Consider the following 23,156-nt stretch of genomic DNA (forward strand, 5'->3'; position numbering starts at 1 on the left):
TCACAAGGAGAAACGATCATGAATACATTATCTAAAGGACAACACATATCTGCTGTACAGCCTGTTAAAGGAACTCTTCCGTTTCCGTCAGACAATCACTATAGAGGGAAGGACACGCTGTTTTTAAGCAGGCAGGAATCTCTTCCTTATGGGCAATATGAGACGCTGGCAGCCGCTTTTATTATCTGGGTGCACCGGATGACCGGAGAAGAAACGCTGCAGATGGACCTTTATCAAAACGAAATGTATTATTCGGCGGAATTTGTATTCACAAATGGTTTAACAGCGAACGAGGTTATACAGAAAGTAGAACAGGCGTTAACAGGAACGGGAACAAAGACTGCTGCGTGTACACTCGCTTTTTCAGACAGCGGTGTGCTGAGTGAGACAGCCTGCCTCCAGTTTACAAAAAGAGGGACGGAGTTTTATTTGTCCGGCTTGGAATCGATCCTCAATCCATCTTGTGAAGAGCGTTATTTACACAGCTTTAAACGATTATCCCAAAACATGATTGCTTGTCCCGACAAAAATATTTTAGATCTAGAAATACTGACCCCTGAGGATACAGCCCTTTGGATTGAATTTAACAGCACAGAAAAAGAATACCCTTGCGGCAAAACATTACCTGCTGTCTTTTCAGCAACAGCCCGTCTGTACCCGGATCAAACTGCTATTTCATCAGAAATCGGTGCCATTACATTTGCAGAGCTGGACAGCCGTTCAAACCAAATTGCCCGGTATTTATGGGAAAGCGGAATCCAAAAAGGAGATTACGTATCGGTTTATATGGAACGGAGTATAGAGATGATTACCGCTATGCTCGGTATTATGAAAGCAGGAGCCGTATATGTGCCGTTAAGCCCGGACAACCCCAAGCCAAGAACGCAGTATATTATCCAGGACTCCGCCTCAAAAGCGGTGCTTACACAGGAAACCTACACATCGGAGCTTAAAGCCATGCTTTCGGGAGAACAGACGTCCATTGTACCAGTCAGCAATATTGAAGCGGACGAATCGCCTCTTGAGCTGGATATAGAAGAAACACAGCTTGCCTACATTATTTATACATCTGGATCCACAGGAAACCCTAAAGGAGTTAAGATCGCGCACAAAAGTATTGTAGGACTTGGATATGCGTTAACAGATATTTTTCCTACTACGTCTAAAGATGTGCTGACGCAATTTTTTACTTTAACGTTTGATGCCTCATTTTTAGAGGTTTGTCCTATGTTGTTTACAGGTGCACGCCTTCACCTTCTTACACAGACAGAACGAGTGGATATTACTTCTTTTTCCCAGATGATGATAAGAGAAGGCATTACCTACATCCCTGCTGTACCGGTCAGTGTGTTAAAACAATTTTCAATGTACGCAAGTGAAGAAGAAGCAGCCTGCTTTTCGAGCTTAAAGGCATGGGGCGTTGGCGGGGAAGCACTAACAGGAGAAGTTGTCCGTTTGTTCCAAAACAAGTTTGGATTGATTGAACTTGTGAATTTGTACGGGCCAACGGAAGCGACTGTTATTGCTTCTACCTATAAAGTAAGCAGCCGGGTAGAAGAAGGCATGATTAATATTCCTATTGGGAAGCCGGTTCACAACTATAAAATGTACGTTGTAAACGAAAATATGAATATATGCCCCGTTGGTGTAGAAGGGGAGCTCATAATCGAAACGGAAGGACTTTCCACCGGTTACCTCAATCTTATTGAAAAAACAGCAGAGGTATTTGTGCAAGCACCTTTTACCGAAAACCTTGTATACCGTTCCGGTGATTTAGCAAAAATGCTGCCGCAGGGGGAAATCGAATTTGTCGGACGGAAAGACTTGCAGGTTAAAGTGCGCGGCTACCGAGTGGAGCTGAGTGAAATTGAGGATGCACTGGCGCAGTCTGTTTTAATTGCTAATACAGCAGTTGTTCCGAAAAAAGTGAATGGGGACCTGTCTCTTGCTGTTTATTATTCGACAAAAGATGGTGTAAAGATTCAGGCTAAAACGCTGATCAGTCATCTTTCCGAAAAGCTCCCTTCTTATATGATTCCATCTTATTTCGTAGAACTGCCGGATATTCCGCTGTCGCCAACTGGAAAAGTAGACCGGAAGTTTCTAGCTTCACTGCCTTTGGCTGAACAAGAGCAGGTGGACAAGAAACCGCCTGCTACAGACACGGAAAAAAGAATTGCAGAAGCTTGGCAGGAAAGCCTGGGCATTCGCACGATTGGAGTGGACGAAAACTTTTTTGAATTAGGCGGCCATTCTCTCAAAGTATTAGGTGCTTTATCATTGCTAAAAAAAGATTTTCCGCATTTGAAAATTAACGACTTTTTTACATATCCGACGATTGAGGAGCTTGCCCGAAAAGCGGATCACGCAGATTCAGAATGCCAAAGAAATTTCACACCAAAAAAAGAAATAAAATTGGTGGAGCACCCGGTAAGACTGCAATCGGTTCATGTCCCCGTCCTGGCTGGCCAGACGGATATTTTGCTAACAGGTGCAACAGGATACCTTGGTTCTCATATGCTGATTGATCTTCTCAGAGAAACTGCCGCACGCTTGTATGTACTGGTTAGAGGAAAAGATCAGGCAGAAGCAGCAGATAAGCTGAAGGAAGCGGTGAGCTTGTATGCGCCAGCCGGCTTTTTTGAAGCATATAATGTCTCAGAGCGGGTTAAGATCATTGTTGGAGATTTCAGCAAAGAGCAGCTTGCAATGTCTAATGAAGATATGAAGCTGGTTCGAGCAAATATCAATTCGATCATTCATTGTGGAGCAGACGTCAGACATTTCGGTGATAAAGAGTCGTTCGAGGCTTCGAATGTAAGAGGCACGGAAAACATACTGGCTCTGGCTGCTGAACTAGGCGGCTGTCGCTTTCACTATATTTCAACCATTGGTATTCCAGAAGACTTGGCGATGGAAGGACACTGGGAAACGTTTTTGTCATCCGGCCGTCTTTCTGAGGCACCTCCTGTCAGCAGTTTATACACAAACAGCAAACTTGAATCCGAAAAGCGTGTAGAAGCCGCCTGGCAAGACGGCCTGCCAGTGACGATTATCCGCCCGGGAAATATCAGCAGTCAGCACAAAACAGGTATTTTCCAAAAAAATATTGACGCCAATGCAGTATACCGGATGATTAAGAGCTTTGTTTTACTGAAAAGAGCGCCAAAAGTGGAAGCCAATATGGATTTCACAATGGTGGATTACGCAAGCCGCGCTGTCACCGGCATCATCATGGATGATACATCCATCGGCGGCGTGTTTCACTTGTGTAATCCGGAAAGCATCCGTTTCGAATCACTGATTAAAAGCCTTGTTTCCTATGGTTATACGATCGAGCTGCAGACGCTGACGGAGTTTGAAGACTGGCTTTATTCAGAAGAGCCCAAGGATAAAGAAGGACTCGAGCTGGCCATGGCAGGGCTAGAAGGAGACGGGGCCAAAAACTCGCCTATTACGTACGACTGCACGGAAATAGAGAAAGCTCTTCGCCCGAAAGGAATCTACTGTCCGGCACCGGACGAAGCATTTATTCATCGGATGCTGGAATACGCCGTTCGTATTGGATACCTTCCAGAGCCGAATGAACGGTAACAGATAATCATGAATTTGTTCCAGGAAGCTGTGACCGTCGGCTTTGTGCGTGCAAGCTACCGATTATCCATTTACGACTCGTTATATAAAGAAATAAGCGAGAAAGAAAGGATGTACCTTCAGGCATACCGGTCGTTTGAAAGCCGCTATGATTCCCTGCTTGGCCTTCTGTTGGCCAGGCAGCTGTCCGGAGCTTGCGTAAATCTGGTTCATGATGTGAAAGGAAAGCCGGTTATGAAGGGGAGTGAAAAGGAGATATCGATCACACATAGCAGTGGTATCACAGCGGCTGTTGTGTCACCCTGGAGAATCGGCATCGACTTGGAGAAAAATGTCGAGGAAAAAGCAGGCAGACGAATGCTCGCAGCGGCTGGCCAGTCTCTGCTGCATTCATTTCCATTCACCGTATTATGGACACGGACAGAAGCATACGCTAAGATGATCGGTTGTGGATTTAAAGAAGACCCTGCCCTTTTGTTTCAGGAGGCAGCAGCGCCAAGAAGCCGATGGAACTTTCACACAGAATGTTTTGACAAAGACATGGTACTGACTATTTGTTCAGAAAAGCCAGCTTTTTTCCAATTGAAAGAATGTTTTGAAGATACTGTACTTCAAAACAAATAAAAAAGCGTCCCGCCGCAGGGGCGCTTTTTTACTTTTAGCTGCTGAGAAATTCTTGAGTTTGCTATCTATGTAGGTTCGTACTATGATAGAGAAAAGTAAAGCTGTGACCATTAACCTATAGATCTATGTATAGAAAGTAAACTTTTTTACGTGTGGGATTGATTGTTAAAGCAGCGTACAGCTTGAAGCCGGATTTTTTTAGAGCACGATTTATAAAGAATTAAAAGAGAGCGTGGTCATTGGTGGGAGCCTTATCTGCAAAAACAAAATGGATCTTGTTTGTTTGTCTCATAACGGCCATTGCAGTGGTTACTGCTGTTGGGGCAGTCAGGTATGCGGACACAAAGGAAGTAATCAGCCGTATTGCCCTGGATACGAGAAGGACGGCGGAGGCATGGTCAAAAGAGATCACAAAAGAAGAAATAAAGAAGGTTATTCAAAGTAAAAGCAGGGACAGTAAAGCAGCCCGGAAGCTTGAAGAGCATTTTAACCGGCTGTCTCGGTATGAGCCGCAGCTGGCACACGGATATATATTTGGCGCAGAATTGAAAAACGGTACTGATACCCGCTTCGTAGCAGCATCAACGGACTTAGCCGATGCAACCGAGAAAAACGGCTTAGAAACAGGGGATTTTTACACACAGCCGGCCAATATTGCAAATGTAATAGAAGAAATGAAAAAAAAGAAAACCACTATCATATCCAAGCCTTATTCAGATAATTATGGAACCTGGCTTACAGTCGTTAAACCATATTTGGATGAGAACGGAGAGGTTTTTGCGTATTACGGCATTGATTATGATGTCAAGCCTTATATGGATGATCAGCGGAAAGTACTGCTAATGACCGGGAGCATTCTTTTAGTTCTGCTGCTTGCCGTTATTTTTCTTATGATGTAAGAAGAATGACAAAGAGCAGCTTTTATTCTTTGCGGGCCCGCCTGCTCCAGCAGTGTTGAGATGTTTTTCAGGGACATATTCCCTTTATATGCTAAAGTAAAGAAGAATCAGCGAAGCACGTTTCAGAAAAACCAATCTTTCAAAGAGCGGGGTTTTAACATGAAAAAAGTTGTGTTAGCAGGCGGAACGGGATTTATCGGCCGGTACATGGAGGAACGATGTAAAGAACTTGGCTATACAGTACACATCATTTCCCGGCAGGAGCCTCATATTTCTTGGGAAAACAAGGCCTGTATGATCAAAGCACTGGACAGGGCGGAGCTGCTTGTAAATTTAGCGGGAAAATCAGTCAACTGCCGGTATAATGAAGTGAACAAGCGAGCTATTATGCTTTCTCGGACAAGTACCACGAACCGGCTTGGTGAAGCTGTGCAGGCATGTGAACATCCGCCAAAGGTGTGGATCAATTCAAGCACAGCTACCATTTACCGGCATGCAGAAGACAGGCCAATGACGGAAGAAGCAGGAGAGATGGGATCAGGTTTTTCAGTTGATGTTGCTAGGAGCTGGGAAGAAGCGTTTTTTTCATTCGACCTGCCGAAAACGCGGCAAGCTGCCCTGCGCATCGCCATTGTGCTTGGACCGGGGGGAGGCGTTATGACACCTTACCGGAACTTGGTTAAATATGGTCTCGGAGGCCCTCAAGGAAGCGGCCGGCAGCGGTTCAGCTGGATTCATCTCGAAGATTTGTTTGGGATTATTATGTTTTTAAATGAGCGGACTGAATTAAATGGAGTGTTTAACTGTGCGGCACCCAACCCCGTTCAAAACAGTGAGTTAATGGCAGCCCTGCGCAGAGCGTCAAATGTGCAGTTTGGCCTCCCTGCGCCCGAATGGCTGCTCGAGCTTGGCGCTAAAGTAATCCGGACAGAAACCGAGCTCGTGCTTAAAAGCCGATGGGTGCTTCCAGAGCGGCTGGAGCGTGCGGGCTATACTTTTTTATTTCCGTCATTAGACAAAGCTCTTCAATCTATTTTATCTTCTTAGACGAGCCTTGCACAGGCTGTCTATGGTAAACTAAACACAGCAACGTGAGGAAAGAAGAGGTGCAGTATGATCAAAAGAATCGTCAGCATTGCCGTTCTGGCCGGCATTCTGCTGCTTGGCATTACACAAAAAGAAGGGCTGCTTGCTACTGTAAATGAAGGAGGCACATATGCTGTTTTAGTCAGCATGCTGCTCGTGGCGATCTGTGTGTTTGTTCCGATCGTGCCGTTTCCGGTGCTGGCCGGACTCATTGGTGGTATTTTCGGCACGGCAGAAGGCGTACTTGTTACACTCAGCGGTTCAATGATTGGAACGATGCTGTTTTTCTACATTGCCCGGTACGGTTTTAAAGAATGGGCACAGGCAAAACTTGACCGATATCCACAGGTGAAGGACTATGAAGACAAGTTGCATAAAAATGCATTTCTGGCGATTCTGCTTGTGCGCATAGTGCCGGTTGTTCCATCTCCTGTTGTAAACATTGTCTGCGGACTAAGCCGTGTTAACGGATTTGTGTTTTTACTCGCTTCAGCGATTGGAAAGCTGCCTAATATTCTTCTGCTGTCATTTGCTGGTGCAAGCTTTGCGGAAAACAAATGGTTTTCGTTTGGGCTGTACGGCGTGTATGTGCTGATTATTATGGCTGTCAATTATGTAATTGTTTATAAACGAATGAACAAAGTGCCGGAATAATACCGGCGCTTTTTTATTTTTAAAAAAGAAGAAAAACAAAGAAAAAGAAAGCAAGAGTTAGAAAAAAGGCGATGATGCACGCTTACATAGCCAATGTTTCCGTTTTCTTTGGGTTTTTCAATTTTGAGGGCGTATAGGATAATAAAGGCAAGACACGAGCGATGAGGGGAGATAATAAAATGACTAAATATATGATCGATACAGCAATGGTATTAAAAGAAAAAGCAGGTTTTGGAAAATATGTACAGGCAATCGCTGCAGCAGTAAACAGCTTCCGCCAGTCTATGGACCAATATGGAGAAGCAATCATTAAAGTAAAATCAAGATAATCTTTTTATATAAACCAAAAAGCCAATTCTCATTTTTAATGAGAATTGGCTTTTTTCATGGAACGCCGTTTTAGTTTCGCCGGCTGCACGTCTTTTTTGGAAGCCCTGTCCATAAAAAAAATGCAGGTAAGGGAAAATCCAATAAATGAATGTACCCAGAAAATACCCGAAAGCCCATTAATCCCGGCGGCAAGGAGGGTTACAACAAGCAAATAAAACGCGCCCAGGCACTGTACGATGGTTCGAAATCCAATTTTTTTTTGCGCTCTTGCCGTTTTAATTGCTGCAATGGAGCGGAACAGCTGCCAGAGAAACACAGCGATCGTTACAAAGAAAAAGCTATAAGAGACCACACGCACAATATTTTGTTCAGTGAGCCATTCCATGGACAGAACCAAGCGGATTGCTTCATTCATTTTTTTGCTCCTTTCTTTTTATGACAAATAAAAATCAGCATGCCCTTCCAAAGGATATTTAAAACAATAATACCCCATTTTTCCAATCGTTCTTTCTGCACGGAGGGATCTTCCAGCCTGCATCGAATACTATAAAAGAGCAGCGAGGCAAAGCCATTCACAAGGCAGGAGGGATTTGTTGAGACACTACGCTTTTTTGATTCTGTTAGCTGTTTTGCTTGCAGGCTGTCGTTCCGGTGATCCGGAAGAAGGCCAGGCAGATGCCATTGATTGGGTTGATTTTGTTAAATGGAATGGAGTGGAGTATCACGGCATTCATACCGGAATTTTGGCAGACAAAAATGCAGTTGGCGAAAAAGTTGGACAGGTCACCTTTACGGTAGCGGGCCATATTACCGAGCCATCCTATAAACCAAAGGATGGCGATGCCGCTTTTTATGGAAAAGGAACAGGGCTTTATGCCGTTAAAGAACATCCGGGTCTGCTGGCTGTAAGGGATAAACAAGCGAAGAATGGATACAAGCTCTATTACTCAACAAAAGAGAGCGGCTATAGGTGGCATTTTGATAATGTGCCAATTGAAAAGGTAATCCGGGCCGAAGTTTTCCCGGATGGACAAAAACAGGGAAGAAGTACCTCCGGTTCAGATTTAAAGCATTTATTAAAACTGTTAACGACGAGCGAACCGGTTGATTCTTTTACACCAAATACGCAAGAAGAAGGTGTCTCGTATCATATCGTACTGTATACCGGCGAGGCGGTTGCGTATCAATACAGCGTGCAATATGATGGAATGACCTACTACTGGCATCCATGGGATACAGCGATTTTGGATGATGACATTAAGCCGTTTCTTGAAAGCCAGGTAGAGTAAAAAGGAGCGCTTGCCGCTCCTTTTTATTGTATCAAATTTTAAACTGCATTTAGCATAATAGTAAAAAATACATAGGATCCCCGAAGGAGAAATACGTATATGCCAAATCATTTTATCACTTATATCATTGAGGCCGCACCGTTCGTAGTCATCGGGCTCATTGGCTTTTTTCTTTGGAAAACAGGCAGGCTGAGAGTAAGGACTGTAACGAAAATCCGCTATGTGTATAAGCAGAGCTTTGAACACTTGCGGATTTCTTATAAAAGGTTCCATGGTGTTGATGAATATTCCTTCTACTTCAGCAAAGGGAGTACAGTCACGCTTGCCTATGAAGTGAAGGTCGAAGAAGGAGAACTGCACCTCGGGTGGCAGGATCGAACATCTCCAATCTGGAGCCGGACGTTTACAAAAGACGAAGAAGGCACTATTGTGTTTACCGCCGAACATCGGCTGCATTCACTTATCGTTGGGGGCAATCAAACAAAAGGCGGGTGCCGTATTGACTTTACTCACCAGCGTGAGAAAGCAGGCACCCTGTAGCCGTCCGTCAGATGGTTCAATTTTCCGGGATAGTTTCTGCTGTGAAAAGTGCTGGATTCCATCCTGTGTTCATCGCCTGAGTAGAGGCCCATAAATTTTCGAGCAGCCTGGCCATCATTTGTTTAGAAGGAACATGTCCATATCGATGGTAATAAACAAAATACTGCAAATAAAGAGAAGCCGATGCGGGCAGGTGCACCTGCTCGAGGTAGAAGCGGTTTTCGGTAATGGTAGCGATCGAGTATGTTTCAAATCCAGACAGAAAGCGTGTCCGCCTGCTCTTATATAGGTTATCGATAAAGTGCAGGTTCCGGATAACTGCGGGATCATCTTCTCCATCCGCATTGGCTATTCGCAGCTGCCGGTCTGCCGGCACTTTCTCCAGCCTGTCGGCAAAAACCGTTGTATGAACAAACGCTTTGTCGAAGTCAGCCATCCTGGCGCTGAAGCCTGTTTCATTCATATAATCGACTAACTTTAATGTTGTTTGCTCGTCCATATAGGAAGGGCGGTGAACCTGACGTGCATATTTCACCTCGGTCAGCGATTCACATTTCCAGCGTACGGCAAGATACCATTGATGATGGTCATCTTTCATAAGTGTATAAGGAAAATCATCGTGTCGATAGCTTGTAAACCGGTCCTGCTGGTCAAACATATATGGTTCGGGTGCAACAGCCTGGAAGCCCGGTAAAAAACCAGGGCGGTCAATCGGTACCATGATATCTATCCACATAAAAAACACTCCTTTTGGGACACTTTTTCCTATAAACGTCGTGTTCATTTTTTATCCAAAGAGTGCCGGTTGAAAACATTCGGGGCCTGCTCATTTTTAATATAGCCGTTGTTTAATGCCGTATCCGCTGTCAGGGCAAATAATTTGACGCACATATACACACCCTGTATATTAGTTGATAGATCAAAGGTTGACCCGTCAATGAATTGAGGAGACGGATAGGAGAAGGTGTTTTTGACCAATTTATATGAGGAAGATGAGCAAATCATTTACCACTTGCACGAAATCAACAAGGGGATTATGCCAAAGTTTGAACGATGTACAGGTGTAAGCCAGTCTCGCTTAGAGCTGCTGCACGTGTTGTTTAAAGTAGAAGAGATCAGCCAGACGGCTTTACAGAAAAGGATAAATATTGATCATGCGGCTGTAACGCGGCATCTCAAGCAGCTGGAGGAGCGCTGTACTGTTGTGCGGCGCAAAAACCCGGCTGACAACCGCGTTACCTTCGTTCGTTTGACCGAAGAAGGGCGCAGCCGGATGGAAGGCTACTGCAGCGAAAAAAAGCGGTTTATTCAGCAGGTTCTGCAGAATGTGCCGGAAGCTGATCGTACTCATCTTGCTGACCTGCTTGCCCGTATACAGCAAAACGTCGAAAACATTGAGTGAACATATAGGAAAAACATCGATGAACCACATCAAAACAAATGATTTTCAGGAAATTGTAACCGGCCGTCGTTCGATTCGGTATTATGATCCGTCGGTTAAAATCAGCCGTAAGGAAATAAAGGAAATATTAGAAACGGCATCGCTTGCACCTTCTTCGGTGAACCTGCAGCCATGGCGTTTTCTTGTGATCGAGACACCGGAAGGAAAAGAGACGCTTGCGCCGCTTGCCGGGTTCAACCAGTCCCAGGTCGAAACGTCTGCTGCTGTAATCGCCGTGTTTGCTGATATGAACAGCAGTGACTATTTGGACGAAATTTATGGAACTGCCGTTAAAAAAGGGTTTATGCCAGAAGATGTAAAAAATCAGCAGGTCAAATCAATCAAAGGTTTTTTTGAAGTTATGACAACGGATCAGTTAAAGGAAATGAACTTGATCGATGCCGGGCTTGTGTCCATGCAGCTTATGCTTGCAGCCCGGGCACATGGGTATGATACAAATCCAATTGGCGGATTTGAGAAAGCTGAGATTGCCCAGGCATTTGGCCTGGACAAGGACCGCTATTATCCGGTTATGCTTATTTCTATTGGCAAAGCGGCAAATCAAGGCTATCAGTCGGTTCAGCTGCCTGTTGACCAAATTACAGAGTGGCGATAAGAAAAAAGGGGGATATAAAAATGATTATTATTCATGCACGCTTTCAAGTGAATCCAGCAAAAGAACAGGCATTTTTGGAGGAAATTCGTCCGCTTATTGAAGGATCAAGAGCGGAAGATGGAAACATTGCTTATGATTTAATGAAAGACACCGAGCAGGCGCATGCGTACACAATGGTAGAAGTATGGAAGGATGCAGATGCAGTGGCCTTCCATAATACGAGCAGCCACTTTACAGCTTTCGTTGGTAAAGCGTCCGAATTTTTAACAGCGCCTTTGGATGTAAACAGCTATGAAGCGTCTCCTTTGTCCAAATAAAGAATAGAAAAAACAGCTGGAGTGATTTCGGCTGTTTTTTATTTCGCACCTAAAGTCCCTGTGTTCAACAAAAAAGATTCCACCCCTCTTAATCCAATGGTAACATGTTTATAAAATCAGCGGCAGTTGTGTTTAGTCGTAAGTATAAAGAGAGCGGCTTCAGAATTTCCCGACATTATGTGAGAATCTGTTTAGTTTGTCAGCCCACAAACAGATTGAACAAAAAAGTGTTGCTGCCAGCTGGTCGGCTCATAGATGAAATAATCAAAAAAGGAATGTGAAAAAGGTGGATCAGATGATTACGATTCGGCAGGCATTACCAAGTGAAAAAGCATCTATTCGTAAGCAAAGAATAAAATCGTATGAAGAGCATGCAAAACAAATCCCTCCCGGGCATTGGGAGGCATTAAAAAGCGCTGTCTCATCTAACGCAGATGAGCAAGAAGGCGTTGAACTGATTGTAGCGGTTGAAAAAGGGCAAGTGATCGGCAGTGTAGCTCTGTTTCCGGCGAAGTCAGACGCATATACGGGGCTTGTTGATATGCTGGATTACCCAGAGATCCGAATGCTGGCGGTTGATCCGCAGGCCCGAAATAAAGGGGCAGCCAAAGCGCTGATCAATGAATGTATCCGGCGGACAAAAGAAAACGGTCTTCCTTATATTGGCCTTCATACAGCTGATTTTATGGAAGCAGCTGTGTGCCTTTATGAGCGTTTGGGCTTTGAGCGCATGCCTCAGTTTGATTTTGAACCAGCTAACGACGGAATTATTGTCAAAGCATACCGGCTTTCTGTCACATAAATGCATGTAGCTGTCAGCACGGAAACAGGCAGTGAAAGGTTAGCCGGCAGGAAAAGAAAACAGAGGCAAAAGGTTCTTTTCCTTTTTGCAAAGGATGTCCACAGTTGCATAAGAAAAGGCCGGATCCACATACTAACTGTGGACCCGGCCTTTTCTTTTGAAAGGTGGGACTCGGAATTGAACCGAGTGTGAAGGTTTTGCAGGCCTTTGCCTTACCGCTTGGCTATACCACCATATTTTTCTTAAAGATTGATAAGAAGAGCTGTTAATTCTTATACATTTTGCTGTATTTATGTAAGTATTTTCTTTTAAAATTTTTATCTATTTTTTTAAGCTGCGAATATTCTATTCATCTATTTGATCTCTTATTCCTATGAAAAAGAAAAAGTTTTATGAAATGAATAGAAAGAAGCAAAAGGGCCATTGAGCTGATAAACAGCTTGAGGCAGTGGAGGTCAAAGAATGAAAAAGTGGATAAAACTCCTCTCCAGCACCCAGTGCATCAAATCCCCATAATGCGGATAAACATGATATGATACCAAAAGAAAAAAGAAGTAAACAGGTGGAGGAAAAAAGATGTACAGAGTATTGCTTTATTATCAATATGTACCAATAGATGATCCAGAAACGTTTGCGAAGGAACATAAGCAGTTTTGCGAGGGGCTTGAGCTGAAAGGGCGTATTTTGGTTGCCAAAGAAGGCATTAACGGCACTGTATCCGGAACAGTCGAACAAACGGAGCGATATATGGAGGCGATGCATGCGGATCCGCGTTTTAAAGACATGGTCTTTAAAATCGATGAAGCAGAAGAACATGCTTTTGCAAAATTAAAAGTGCGTCCGCGTCCTGAATTGGTGACGCTTCGCCTTGAAGATGACGTAAATCCGCTTGAGCTGACTGGTAAATATGCAGAGCCAAAAGAATTTTTGGCGGCGATGAAAGAAGAAAATGCGGTAATTCTTGATGCGCGTAATACGTATGAACACGAACTTGGCCATTTCAAAGGCGCCATCCGTCCGGATGTAGAAACATTCCGTGAACTGCCGCAATGGATTCGGGATCACCGGGAAGAACTTGAAGGAAAGAAAATTCTTACGTACTGCACGGGCGGCATCCGCTGCGAGAAATTTTCTGGTTTCCTCAAAAAAGAGGGCTTTGAAGATGTTGTCCAGCTGCACGGCGGTATTGTGTCTTACGGAAAGGATCCGGAAGTACGCGGCGAGAATTGGGAAGGCCAGTGCTTTGTGTTTGACGACCGCCTCAGTGTGCCGATCAACCGCGTAAACCCGAATGTAGTCGGCAAAGATTACTTTACCGGTGAACCGTGCGAACGGTATGTCAGCTGTGCCAATCCGGAATGCAACAAAAAGATTTTGGCATCCGAAGAGTCCGAACACCGCTTCCTGCGTAGCTGTTCAGACGAATGCCGGACACATCCGCGCAACCGGTACATCGCTGAGCACGGACTAACAGAAGAAGAAGTAGAAGAGCGTCTTGAAGCATTAAAGCAGACGATGTAAATTGGATAGATATATACGGAAGAAGCCCCCAGTTTTTTTGAAAACAGGGGGCTTTGTTCGTTCCTTTGAAGTGAAAACCAATTTATTCTTACAGCAGGAAAAGGTTATGACAAGGAAAAGAGCGGAAGTGCTCAGCCTAGCCCGGCTTAAAAAATTTCATCAGCCTGTGTTGAAAAATGTGAATAAAAGCTTCAAAAGAGGGCTGTTTCCTTTTAAAAGGAAACAGCCCTCTCTCATTAGTGTGTGACTTCCTTTAAGTCATCAATCCCAACTTGTGTCCGTTCTTCGCCAGGACCACGCAGGTGAACGGTCGCTGTATTTGTGTCTTCGTGTACTTCGTCAATCCAAACAGACACACCGTTAAATTCAACATCAATATCAACGGATGAATTGGAAACGATTTGTTTAGCGCGCTGTAGTTCCATGCTGCCACCTCCCGTTTTATGATTTTTCGGAATGGCCGGCTTTGCCGAGCCGTTTGTTTCGTAAGCGGGTGATTTCCGCCAGCTCGCGGGCATATTCCTCATTCACACTGTCAGCCGGTATTTTTAAATTTTTTGGTGTTTGTGAAAGACCCCGGTCACCGTGGCTGCCTGTTTTATGCTCGTCTCTTCCCATTGGTGTAATCTCCTTCCGCTATTCTGATCGATGCGAGGAAGCATTCATTCTTTCCTGTGGATGGGTATTAATGGAGCCGTCAGCCCGTTTAGAGGCGTAAACCGCTTTAGCCCGTGCTTTTTCGGCTTCACCTTTCATAGTTGTTATTGGAAAATCTTTTGCTTTATTTCTCATTTCCATCCCTCCCAAGTGAATGAACTTTGCGTGTCCGCTGATATAGTATGGGGAGTTGGACAAAAATTATCAGGCCATTTTGAATGAAAATGATGGCTCGTATGAGTCAGGCAATTGAGGAAATACTGTAAGTAAAACGTTTACGCCATATACAGAGAAGCCGGCACGGCGAAAACAAATGAATAGATATGAAAGAACAGTTTAGCTTGCCCGTTAGAGTGAATCTTAATCACGGCGTGCGCATTTTATATTTGAAATCGCTTAATATTTCATTTGTTCAGGAAGTAACTCCAGCGCGTAGGAGAACTCTTGATCCGCAAAAGGATATTTTTTCGCTTCTGCTTCTATAGTTCAACAACTGTATTATTTTACCTCTTTCGAGTAAATGTGTTTCCAACATTAAAAATTAATCTTATCTCCTAATAAACTTCATTTTAAATTAAAAGAAAATTAACAATATGCTGATAGAGTGTTAAAGGGATAGAAAAGCAGATAGGAGATGAAAAAATGAAGAAAAAATGGATGGCTGCAGCTTTGACACTTCTGGTAGGAGCAAGCGTTGTTTCGGGAGCGGGCGGGGCTATGGCAAAAGAAAAACAAAAAGACATTGTCAACGTAGCGCACCGAGGTGCTTCCGGGTTCGCACCTGAACACACTCTTGTATCCTATGAAATGGGAGAAAAATTAAAAGGCGATTATATTGAAATTGACCTGCAAATGACAAAAGACGGCCAGCTCATTGCGATGCATGATGAAACGCTCGACCGTACGACAAATGGAACAGGGCTTGTAAAAGACTTTACACTGGACCAAATTAAAGAACTCGATGCAGGAAGCTGGTTTAATGAAACCTACCCGCAGTATGCAAAAGCATCGTATGAAGGATTAACGGTGCCAACGCTTGAAGAGGTTTTTCAAAAGTTTGGAAAAAACAAATTCTATTACATTGAAACGAAATCTCCGGAAGTGTATCCAGGCATGGAAGAAGAATTGCTTCGCCTTGTAGAAAAATACGGAATTGACAAAGATAAGCTTCTTGTCCAATCCTTTAGCACGGAAAGTCTTGAGAAAATGCATGAGCTTGACCCTTCCGTGAAGCTTGTTCAATTGCTCTGGTATACAGCCGACGCTGTGATTACGGATGAAGAAATTGAAGAGATCAAAGACTATGCCGTCGGCGTTGGTCCGAACTATACGTTTATTGACAAACAATATGTGCAAAAGGTAACGGCGAGCGGACTCGAAATTCACCCGTATACAGTGAATGATAAAGAAACAATGAAAACATTGATTGACTGGGGTGTAACTGGAATCTTCACTAATTTTCCAGGCTTACTTCACGAAGTGAAAAAAGGGAAATAAGGTGAAGGCAGCCGTTTGAGAGATGGCCGGTGAAAGAACAAACCGGCTTTAATCAAAAAAATTTCAAGGATCAGATAAAGGATACAGTTAAAACAAGAAAAGCGCCCGGATGAAAAAATCCGAGCGTTTTTTAAATCAAGCCTGTAGTGCTTGCTGCAGGATACAAAGCGTTTAAAAGGCTATTATGCCCCTCGTTCATTATCTTTATTGCCATGGGCGGCAGCACAAATAAAAGAAGAAAAAAGACGGTTCATCTCCGTGCTCCCTGGCACCATCGATTCAGGGTGCCACTGTACCCCGATCACAAAAACATCTCCGTCCATCTCTACCGCTTCAATTAAGTGATCCGGACTGTGGCCGACAACTGAGAGTCCTTTTCCTAAAGCATCGATAGCCTGATGATGAAGACTATTAACGTTTACTTTATCTGCTTCCATCATTTTGGCTAACTGTGAATGGGGAACGAGAGTAACCTCGTGAATGGAAAGAGAGCGGTGATAAGTTTGTGCATGTTGAATGTGACTGCTCACCTGGCTCGGAACATCCTGCCAGAGTGTGCCGCCGAGTGCGACATTTAATACCTGCAGACCACGGCAAATGGCCAAAATCGGCTTTTTTTTCTTTAAAAGCAAAGCTGTCAGCTCGAGCTCAAACTCATCGCGCTCTGCAAACACTGACCCCATTTTTGCATGAGGAGCCTGGCCGTAGTACATCGGGTCCACATCCTCCCCGCCGCTTAAAATAAAACCATCACACAGATCAAGATAGTAAGGAATAGTATTTGGGGGGACAGACGGCAGAATAACGGGGATACCTCCGGCTTTCAGTACAGCACGATGGTAATCATGATGAACGTAAACTCCTTCTGAATTTAACGTTTGGCGGACATATGAACTGGTGATGCCGATAATAGGCGCTTTCTTCATGTGAATCCTCCTTTGGCCATTTAGCTGGGGTGTTTTCATGAAAGCTGCCGCATTACGAAAAATGTATGCTTATTCTTTGCAAAAGGGTACAAAGAGTTGTTGATTTAGTTTATTCAGCACCCGGTTTCCTTGTGAGCGGAAGAGAAGCTGACTAGTAAAAAAAAGAAAATAAGAAGAAAGCAGAACTTTAGCATTCTCGGCTGTGAAGCGTTACACTGAAAGAAGTCCTTACAGTGGAAGGGGAAAAAGAAAATGAGATGCAAGGTCAACCAAAAAGCCGCAAAAGCACTGAAAAAAATGCTTGATACACCTGAAGCGGAAGGAAAAATGATTCGTGTTGCAGTCACGGAACATCATGGCAATCATGCGCATTATGCGATTACGCTCGATACGCCAAAAGAGCATGATGTAGTCGTTCACACTGATAAAGATATTGATATTATCCTCGACGGCCGTGAAGAGTTTCTTGATGGAATTTTCGTTCAGTACTTCTATGTGCCGCAGGAAGGATTTGTTGTAACGAACTCATCAAAAGGCGGGCACCATCACCACTAACAAAAGGGCGCCGCATGGCGTTTGAAAGTGTAGACAACGTAAGAAAGCAGGCGTTTGTCAACAGCCTGAAAGCGCCATTACGGCGTTTTTTTATTTTGTCAGGTTCGTTCTATCCTTTCATTGAAAATTAATCACGATAAAGCTTAAAAAAATAATCGATAAAGCGGTTCCACAAAGAAAAAATGTCGATTTTTACAGTTTCATGATTTACTATCAAAGTAGAAATAATACTTTTCGATAAATAAACCGGTTAGAAGGTGTTTAGTACTTATGGTCAAACGGGGAAGGCTCATTTTAGCGGCAGCTTTGACTGCAGCTGTCGCGATCCTGGTTATGGTTAGTTTAAAAGCAGAAGAGATTGTACAGAAGGAAACAGCTGTTCAAACAGAAAAAAAGGTAAAAGTTTATATTTTAACAGCTGATGCCATAGAAGACCAAAGCTGGAGCAGCCTTGCTTATAAAGGAATGCTTCAAATAGAAGATGAGTTTCCAGTTGAGGCGAAGCTGGTGAGTGAGATACGCTCCGAGGTGGAAATGAGGAAAATCATTGACCAGGCCGTTCGAAGTGGGGCAAAAGTCATTATTGGCCACGGACGTGAGTACAGCTTGCCTTTTGATAAAGCTGCCGCCGATTATCCGGACGTGCAGTTTGCAAATTTAAATGGTGAGTCAAAAGAAAAGAACCATACTGCTTATATGTACAAGCAGAATTCGGTTGATATTGAGCGAATCGCCGCTCTGGCTGCTGCTATGAAAACAAAAACGAATAAAATAGGCCTTATCGATCCTATAGAAGACCGGCTGTTTCATCCTGGATTTGAAAAAGGGCTTAAAAAAGCGGCTCCACAGGCGGAGTTTTACTATAAGGTCGTGGGTGATTGGGAAGATGGGACAAAAGCCGTTCAAATAGCCAAAGAAATGATTGACGATGGAGTGGACGTTCTTTACTCTAGAGGGAATGAGTTTAACCGGGCGGTCATTGATTATGCATTGAAGCGGGGAGTTTACGTAATCGGCTATATGGATGATCAGTCTTACATGGGAAGAGAGGTTGTCTTAACCAGTGTAGTGAACGATATACCACAAGTTTACAAGGCCATCATGGATGATTATTTCAGCCGGGAAGGGATGCCCGGCGGGATTGCCATGTTAACCAATGAGGACGGTGTGTATTCCCTTGCGCCGCTTGGCCCCATGTATACAGAAAAAGAAAAGCAGCAGATTCAAGAGGAAACGGATAAGTTGAACTGATGCAAAAGGAAGCAGGTTATGAAAAAACAATTTCTTCATATGTCTTTCCGTCACAAAATCTTAACCGTACTGTTAGTCAATACCCTCTTATTAAGCGGGTTTTCACTTGTTTTTGTACGATCTATTGAAGACGTTCAAAGCGTTGGTCAACAGATGAATAAAAACGATATCCCTGAAATGGTTTGGATTTCTTACTGGCAGGAAGATCTTAATGTTAAAAAGTATATCGTCGAAAGTTATCTATCCGGCGGTCTCAATGATACGCTTGTAGAAGTATACAAGGAGCAGGACAAAAAAGCTGCCCAGTTTCCCGGGAACGAGAAGGTCGTGATTCCGCCGGCACTTGAGACGTTTAGCCGGGATATCGACCGTTTAGACTTTTTAATCGAAAATAATGTCCAGGGGCTTTTACTTAATGGCAATACAGATGAGACAGCAGCGTATGTGACAGAGCAATACCTGCCGGAGCTGGATCGTTTAAAATTGAGCCTTAGAGAAAAAGAAACGGAGACACTCTCTTCGCTAAGCGGGCAGGCAGACCGGTTTTCAAGAATTATTGAAGCGGCTCTCGTAATTTTATTATTTCTGACAACGGCTGCATTGATCATGTCGATTTATGGGTCACACCGGATCAGCAAGGGGCTGACAAAACCAATTGAAAAAATGGTTGAAAGTGTAGATCAAATTGCAGGCGGCCGCTACGGCTTGACAGTGACAGAAGTAGAGCAGGAAGAGCTGAAACTGATTGCCGACTCTATTAATAAAATGTCTGCCAGTTTAAAAGAATCGTTTCATACCATTACAGAGGGCAAAATTTATCAGGAACAAATTTTAAATTCATTGCCTGTTGGAATTATAACGAGTGACGATAAAACGGACGCCTTTTCTTTAAATACGTTTGCCAAGCACTTATTAGAGGCAGGAGAAGACACCGTACAGCATTTAGCCCAAACAGATCACCAAAACAAGAAGTTCTGGGGAATATTAAAAGATAAGTGCATTTGCCAAAATGAAAAAATTCCTTTTATGACTGGTAAACAATCTTATCAGCTGCTTGTGTCTCAAGCCGAATTAGTAAATAAACGGGAAGAGAGAATTGGCCGCATTTTTTATTTTATCGATTTTACAAAAATGAGCGAGCTTGAACGGCGGATGCAGCAGTCGGAAAAACTGGCAGTAGTAGGTGAAATGGCAGCTGGTGCTGCCCATGAAATACGAAATCCACTCGCTGTTATTCAAGGCTTTCTTTCTTTAATGGATCACTCTTTCTCCAGAGAAGAAAAAGAGCAGTATTATCTGCCTCTTCTTTTAAAAGAGCTGGACCGGATTAATACGATTATTGAAGATATGCTGTTGATGTCGAAGCCGGAAGCCCCGAGATTAAAAGAAGTCAAAATAGAAGATTTAATCCAGGATATCCTCCCGCTTATCACACAGTCACTGCAAAAAGATATTGAGTTTACTTTTTCACTGGATCCGCATCTTCTACAGGTGGATCCTAATCAAATGAAGCAGATTTTTCATAATTTGATTCGCAATAGTATAGAAGCGATAGAGGAAAAAGGCCATATTTCCATTCATTCAACGACTGAAAAAGGCTGGTACCGCATTTACTTGCAGGATACGGGTACAGGAATAGACGACAGGATGCGAAAAACGCTTTTTGATCCTTTTTCAACCTCTAAAGAAGACGGGACAGGGCTTGGACTGCCGCTTGTCCAGCGAATGGTGGAAAGCCATGGTGGAACCATCGAATTAATGTCCACCTCAAAAGCCGGCACGACATTTTGTATGACTCTGCCGGTTTCATAAAGAAAAAGGAGCAGGGTTACAATCAACCGTTTGTAACCCTGCTCCTTTTTATATGTTTGCTTCTTCGACGGGCTGGTGAAATAGTGTGTTCATATGATGAATAATCACCTTTTTTATTTTCTCCTTTGACAGCCGCTTAGGGTGGAGCATCACATGAAGAGCAAGACCGTCGACTAGAGCATAAAGCCGTTCGATTTCCAGGTTTACATCCGCTTCTTTTTTCAGCAATCCGCCCTCGAACAGTCCTGTCATAATCCGCTCGATCCCTTCACGTATACCATCCTCCTCTTCTTGGGCATGCGGCAGACTGTTCATGACAAAGTGAAACCAGACAGACATCTCTGTCTGGCTTTCAGCATCGTATGGAATAAGCTCAAGCAAGATGCGAATACTAATTTGTTCTGGAGAATCCTCTGATTGTAAAAGGCGGTTAATCCGGATAGATACCCGCTCTTTAACGAGATCCATCGCGTACAGGAGCAGTTCCTCCTGGGAGGAAAAATAATGACGGAGCGAGCCGAGAGAAACGCCGGCTTCAGCAGCAATGGCACGAACGGTCGCCCCTTCTACTCCCTTTTTTACAATAATAGTCCAGGTTGCTTCGGCAATTTGTTTTTTTCGCTTTTCGTGATCGACGATTTTTGGCATATACCGATTGTAACAAAAAAGAGGGCAAGAAACCATTTTTTTAATACGATTGTATTTAATAAGAAAATGCGTTATCTTTTAAATAATACAACTGTATTATTTAAAAGAGGGGGAAAAGATGGATACCATTGCCTGGCTTATTGTTGTGTGTGAAGCAGCGTTTTGGGTGGTTATCGGAGTGGGTTTAACGTTAAGATATGTATTCCAAAAAGAAAAAGCGGGTCTGCTTTTTTTAGCGCTTACCCCTATAATAGACTTGCTGCTGCTGGTATCTACAGTAACAGATCTTCAAAGAGGGGCATCGGCCAGCATGGCTCATGGCATTGCGGCCGTTTATATCGGTGTTTCCGTTGCTTATGGGAAAAGCATGATCAGATGGGCCGATGAGACATTCCGCCACTATGTGCTGAAAGAGGGCAGCAAGCCGGTGTCGAAAACAGGCTTTGCTTTTGCTAAGCAGGATTTGAAAAATACTATACGCCATGTTTTCGCTTACGGAATTGGAGCTGGGCTGCTGTATGGCATCATCCTGCTGATTGGAGGGGGAGAACGAACAGAAGCCCTCTGGCAGATTTTGCGCATTTGGACGCTTGTATTAGGGATCGATCTTCTAATAACAGCCAGCTATTTCATTTGGCCAAAACAGAGCAAAAAGAACGTCCTCAAATAAGAAGTGCGTGCTTTCAGGCTGGAGACAAGTGATAGGGATGATCGTGCACATGAATGGGATGGACCGGGGGCGTCCAGGCAGCTCTGCTTTCCGTGGGGCAGGCGCTGAGCCCGGCTCCGCCTGACGGCTTCACCGGTCTCAGCTTCCAAGCTAGTCCCATAAGAGTCTGCGCCCCCCTCTCGCCGCCAAGGGGCTTGCGACAAGATGGTATAGAGAGAATAAGGTCGTATTTTTCTGGGCAAAAAAGGTAAGTTTTCTATTCATTTCTTGCTTATGGATCTTCTAGACCACTTCTTAGTGAAGCCTGGCGGACGAAGATTCCTGCGGGAAGTACAGTAAGTCGGGAGACCCCGCAGGCCCAGCCGAGGAGGCTCCCGCACTGCTCGAAGTATGGCAGGCTTCACTTATCGGCTCTTTTTAAAAGCGAAAGACTTTGGCTACATACTGAAAGAACGGACTCAAATAAGAAGTGCGTTCTTTTTATAAACGGATTGCTTTGAAAAATTTTTGCTCAGAAACGAGCTTGATGGCTCCGCCTTTTGACTGCCAGTTTCTTGCCCGTTGAATTTGGGCGGAAAGCTGTCCGTCTCGGTATTTTTTCGCATCAGATTCACCGACGATTAAATAATCAGTGTTCTTTTTAACGGTAGGATGAATACTGGCACCAAGGCTTTCGACAATATGGATGGCTTCCTGCCGTTTCATACACGTAAGCGTGCCGGTAAATGAAATGGCTTTTTGCGCAAAAGGATGTACGCCCGCATCTGCTTTTGGCTTTTGAACTGGAGCCGGCTTGTCCGGCTTCTTTTTGCGAAAAGACTCGCCGTGAATATAGCCGAATCCATACTGCGCTTCCTGGAGAAAGGCAGCAAGCGAAGCGTGGCGTTCCATCATACCGTTTACCACGACTGCACAGGCAACGGCATCTTCCAGCGCATTATGATGATTGAATGTAAAGTTAAAGTGGCCGGCTACTACATTCAATTTGTTGGAAGGCAGCTTCAACATAGATTTTGCCAGCATACAGGAACAGAAATACGGATTATTCGGCAGGGACAGCCCATGTTTTTGAGCTGTGCTGCGCAGAACGCTAATGTCGAATTGGGCAAAGTGAGCCACAATTGGATCCTCTCCAATAAAAGCTATTACTTCATCGAAAATATCGCTAAACGAGGGCGCATCCGCTACATTTTCCGGCCGGATGCCGTGCACGGCGATATTCCGGCTGTCAAACCGCTCTTTCGGATTAACAAGCGAATAGTAAGTTTTTTTGATTTCTCCATCGACTACTTTTGCCAGCCCAATCGAACAAACACTGCTTCGGCTGGCGTTCGCCGTCTCGAAATCAAGTGCAGTGAAATTTTTCACGTCTGGATCATCCTTTACGTTAATCATAGTTATAGTAGAATAAGTGTACTGGTTTTAGG

The 23,156-nt window shown here is 44.0% G+C and carries 26 protein-coding genes and 1 tRNA gene; 18 read left to right on the forward strand and 9 right to left on the reverse strand.

The features are described 5' to 3' along the window. The first annotated feature begins 18 nt into the window (after window positions 1-18). The 6 genes from RIN81_RS00815 (at window position 19) to RIN81_RS00840 (ending at window position 7,186) form a co-directional block, all read left to right on the forward strand. Window positions 19-3,594 (forward strand): non-ribosomal peptide synthetase family protein, encoded by a 3,576-nt coding sequence (locus tag RIN81_RS00815; protein ID WP_309086868.1) that lies wholly within the window; start codon window positions 19-21, stop codon window positions 3,592-3,594. A 9-nt stretch (window positions 3,595-3,603) separates the two neighbouring features. Next, window positions 3,604-4,218: a 4'-phosphopantetheinyl transferase family protein gene (locus RIN81_RS00820; RefSeq protein WP_309086869.1), complete on the forward strand. Its 615-nt coding sequence runs from the start codon at window positions 3,604-3,606 to the stop codon at window positions 4,216-4,218. A 242-nt stretch (window positions 4,219-4,460) separates the two neighbouring features. Continuing rightward, window positions 4,461-5,117, forward strand: a complete 657-nt coding sequence (locus RIN81_RS00825; protein WP_309086870.1) for a hypothetical protein — start codon at window positions 4,461-4,463, stop codon at window positions 5,115-5,117. Between the two features lie 159 nt (window positions 5,118-5,276). Then, complete coding sequence (locus RIN81_RS00830; RefSeq protein WP_309086871.1) at window positions 5,277-6,164, forward strand: TIGR01777 family oxidoreductase; 888 nt, start codon at window positions 5,277-5,279, stop codon at window positions 6,162-6,164. A gap of 66 nt (window positions 6,165-6,230) precedes the next feature. Next, the gene (locus tag RIN81_RS00835) at window positions 6,231-6,857 is read left to right on the forward strand and encodes a TVP38/TMEM64 family protein (protein ID WP_309086872.1); all 627 of its coding nucleotides are present in this window, start codon (window positions 6,231-6,233) and stop codon (window positions 6,855-6,857) included. A 179-nt stretch (window positions 6,858-7,036) separates the two neighbouring features. Next, on the forward strand, window positions 7,037-7,186 hold the full coding sequence (locus RIN81_RS00840; protein ID WP_251270485.1) for a hypothetical protein: 150 nt from the start codon (window positions 7,037-7,039) through the stop codon (window positions 7,184-7,186). Between the two features lie 35 nt (window positions 7,187-7,221). Here the strand turns inward: RIN81_RS00840 and RIN81_RS00845 are convergent, their stop codons facing one another. Beyond that, entirely contained in the window at window positions 7,222-7,602 is a 381-nt protein-coding gene (locus RIN81_RS00845; protein WP_309086873.1) for a hypothetical protein, read from the reverse strand. 178 nt (window positions 7,603-7,780) lie between these two features. Here RIN81_RS00845 and RIN81_RS00850 point away from each other — a divergent pair, with 178 nt between their 5' ends. Together RIN81_RS00850 and RIN81_RS00855 are read left to right on the forward strand one after the other, a co-directional pair. After that, the gene (locus RIN81_RS00850; protein ID WP_309086874.1) at window positions 7,781-8,476 is read left to right on the forward strand and encodes a hypothetical protein; all 696 of its coding nucleotides are present in this window, start codon (window positions 7,781-7,783) and stop codon (window positions 8,474-8,476) included. 99 nt (window positions 8,477-8,575) lie between these two features. Beyond that, window positions 8,576-9,016 (forward strand): hypothetical protein, encoded by a 441-nt coding sequence (locus tag RIN81_RS00855; protein WP_309086875.1) that lies wholly within the window; start codon window positions 8,576-8,578, stop codon window positions 9,014-9,016. 16 nt (window positions 9,017-9,032) lie between these two features. On the opposite strand, the gene RIN81_RS00860 is transcribed toward RIN81_RS00855, so the two are convergent. Continuing rightward, window positions 9,033-9,752: a hypothetical protein gene (locus RIN81_RS00860; protein WP_309086876.1), complete on the reverse strand. Its 720-nt coding sequence runs from the start codon at window positions 9,750-9,752 to the stop codon at window positions 9,033-9,035. A 234-nt stretch (window positions 9,753-9,986) separates the two neighbouring features. On the opposite strand from RIN81_RS00860, the gene RIN81_RS00865 reads away from it, so the two are divergent. The 4 genes from RIN81_RS00865 (at window position 9,987) to RIN81_RS00880 (ending at window position 12,192) form a co-directional block, all read left to right on the forward strand. Next, window positions 9,987-10,418 carry a MarR family winged helix-turn-helix transcriptional regulator gene (locus tag RIN81_RS00865; RefSeq protein WP_309086877.1) on the forward strand — a complete coding sequence of 144 codons (432 nt, stop codon included), beginning with the start codon at window positions 9,987-9,989 and terminating at the stop codon, window positions 10,416-10,418. Between the two features lie 19 nt (window positions 10,419-10,437). Next, a complete protein-coding gene (locus tag RIN81_RS00870; protein WP_309086878.1) occupies window positions 10,438-11,073 on the forward strand; it encodes a nitroreductase family protein in 636 nt (211 codons plus the stop codon). Window positions 11,074-11,093: 20 nt separating this feature from the next. Further along, on the forward strand, window positions 11,094-11,390 hold the full coding sequence (locus RIN81_RS00875; RefSeq protein ID WP_309086879.1) for a putative quinol monooxygenase: 297 nt from the start codon (window positions 11,094-11,096) through the stop codon (window positions 11,388-11,390). Window positions 11,391-11,685: 295 nt separating this feature from the next. Then, the gene (locus RIN81_RS00880; RefSeq protein ID WP_309086880.1) at window positions 11,686-12,192 is read left to right on the forward strand and encodes a GNAT family N-acetyltransferase; all 507 of its coding nucleotides are present in this window, start codon (window positions 11,686-11,688) and stop codon (window positions 12,190-12,192) included. A 162-nt stretch (window positions 12,193-12,354) separates the two neighbouring features. Here RIN81_RS00880 and RIN81_RS00885 read toward each other — a convergent pair. Beyond that, window positions 12,355-12,425 (reverse strand) — tRNA-Cys (locus tag RIN81_RS00885). A gap of 343 nt (window positions 12,426-12,768) precedes the next feature. Between RIN81_RS00885 and trhO the strand changes: the two genes are divergently transcribed. Next, window positions 12,769-13,713, forward strand: coding sequence for an oxygen-dependent tRNA uridine(34) hydroxylase TrhO (gene trhO, locus RIN81_RS00890; RefSeq protein WP_309086881.1), 945 nt, complete (start codon window positions 12,769-12,771; stop codon window positions 13,711-13,713). 236 nt (window positions 13,714-13,949) lie between these two features. Here the strand turns inward: trhO and RIN81_RS00895 are convergent, their stop codons facing one another. Genes RIN81_RS00895 through sspK form a run of 3 tightly spaced genes read right to left on the reverse strand, consistent with a single transcriptional unit; the run spans window position 13,950 to window position 14,505 of the window. Further along, on the reverse strand, window positions 13,950-14,138 hold the full coding sequence (locus tag RIN81_RS00895) for an H-type small acid-soluble spore protein (protein WP_309086882.1): 189 nt from the start codon (window positions 14,136-14,138) through the stop codon (window positions 13,950-13,952). A gap of 16 nt (window positions 14,139-14,154) precedes the next feature. Beyond that, a complete protein-coding gene (locus RIN81_RS00900; protein ID WP_242232293.1) occupies window positions 14,155-14,331 on the reverse strand; it encodes a YfhD family protein in 177 nt (58 codons plus the stop codon). Between the two features lie 18 nt (window positions 14,332-14,349). Next, window positions 14,350-14,505, reverse strand: coding sequence for a small, acid-soluble spore protein K (sspK, locus tag RIN81_RS00905; RefSeq protein WP_309086883.1), 156 nt, complete (start codon window positions 14,503-14,505; stop codon window positions 14,350-14,352). A 507-nt stretch (window positions 14,506-15,012) separates the two neighbouring features. On the opposite strand from sspK, the gene RIN81_RS00910 reads away from it, so the two are divergent. Then, the gene (locus tag RIN81_RS00910; protein WP_309086884.1) at window positions 15,013-15,867 is read left to right on the forward strand and encodes a glycerophosphodiester phosphodiesterase; all 855 of its coding nucleotides are present in this window, start codon (window positions 15,013-15,015) and stop codon (window positions 15,865-15,867) included. Window positions 15,868-16,049: 182 nt separating this feature from the next. On the opposite strand, the gene RIN81_RS00915 is transcribed toward RIN81_RS00910, so the two are convergent. Next, window positions 16,050-16,793 (reverse strand): gamma-glutamyl-gamma-aminobutyrate hydrolase family protein, encoded by a 744-nt coding sequence (locus RIN81_RS00915; protein ID WP_242232290.1) that lies wholly within the window; start codon window positions 16,791-16,793, stop codon window positions 16,050-16,052. 252 nt (window positions 16,794-17,045) lie between these two features. Here RIN81_RS00915 and RIN81_RS00920 point away from each other — a divergent pair, with 252 nt between their 5' ends. The 3 genes from RIN81_RS00920 to RIN81_RS00930 all read left to right on the forward strand — a co-directional run bounded on the left by RIN81_RS00920 (window position 17,046) and on the right by RIN81_RS00930 (window position 20,411). Continuing rightward, complete coding sequence (locus RIN81_RS00920) at window positions 17,046-17,348, forward strand: iron-sulfur cluster assembly accessory protein (RefSeq protein WP_309086885.1); 303 nt, start codon at window positions 17,046-17,048, stop codon at window positions 17,346-17,348. 270 nt (window positions 17,349-17,618) lie between these two features. Beyond that, on the forward strand, window positions 17,619-18,599 hold the full coding sequence (locus RIN81_RS00925) for a BMP family ABC transporter substrate-binding protein (RefSeq protein WP_309086886.1): 981 nt from the start codon (window positions 17,619-17,621) through the stop codon (window positions 18,597-18,599). An 18-nt stretch (window positions 18,600-18,617) separates the two neighbouring features. Next, window positions 18,618-20,411 carry a sensor histidine kinase gene (locus RIN81_RS00930; RefSeq protein WP_309086887.1) on the forward strand — a complete coding sequence of 598 codons (1,794 nt, stop codon included), beginning with the start codon at window positions 18,618-18,620 and terminating at the stop codon, window positions 20,409-20,411. 48 nt (window positions 20,412-20,459) lie between these two features. Here RIN81_RS00930 and RIN81_RS00935 read toward each other — a convergent pair whose 3' ends face one another. Beyond that, window positions 20,460-21,059, reverse strand: coding sequence for a TetR/AcrR family transcriptional regulator (locus RIN81_RS00935; RefSeq protein ID WP_309086888.1), 600 nt, complete (start codon window positions 21,057-21,059; stop codon window positions 20,460-20,462). 118 nt (window positions 21,060-21,177) lie between these two features. On the opposite strand from RIN81_RS00935, the gene RIN81_RS00940 reads away from it, so the two are divergent. Further along, window positions 21,178-21,729 carry a hypothetical protein gene (locus tag RIN81_RS00940; RefSeq protein ID WP_309086889.1) on the forward strand — a complete coding sequence of 184 codons (552 nt, stop codon included), beginning with the start codon at window positions 21,178-21,180 and terminating at the stop codon, window positions 21,727-21,729. Between the two features lie 480 nt (window positions 21,730-22,209). Here the strand turns inward: RIN81_RS00940 and RIN81_RS00945 are convergent, their stop codons facing one another. After that, complete coding sequence (locus tag RIN81_RS00945) at window positions 22,210-23,097, reverse strand: exonuclease domain-containing protein (RefSeq protein ID WP_309086890.1); 888 nt, start codon at window positions 23,095-23,097, stop codon at window positions 22,210-22,212. Window positions 23,098-23,156: the final 59 nt, after the last annotated feature.

The organism is Domibacillus sp. (assembly GCF_031181085.1).
In the GTDB taxonomy this organism is placed as follows: Bacteria; Bacillota; Bacilli; order Bacillales; family Domibacillaceae; genus Domibacillus.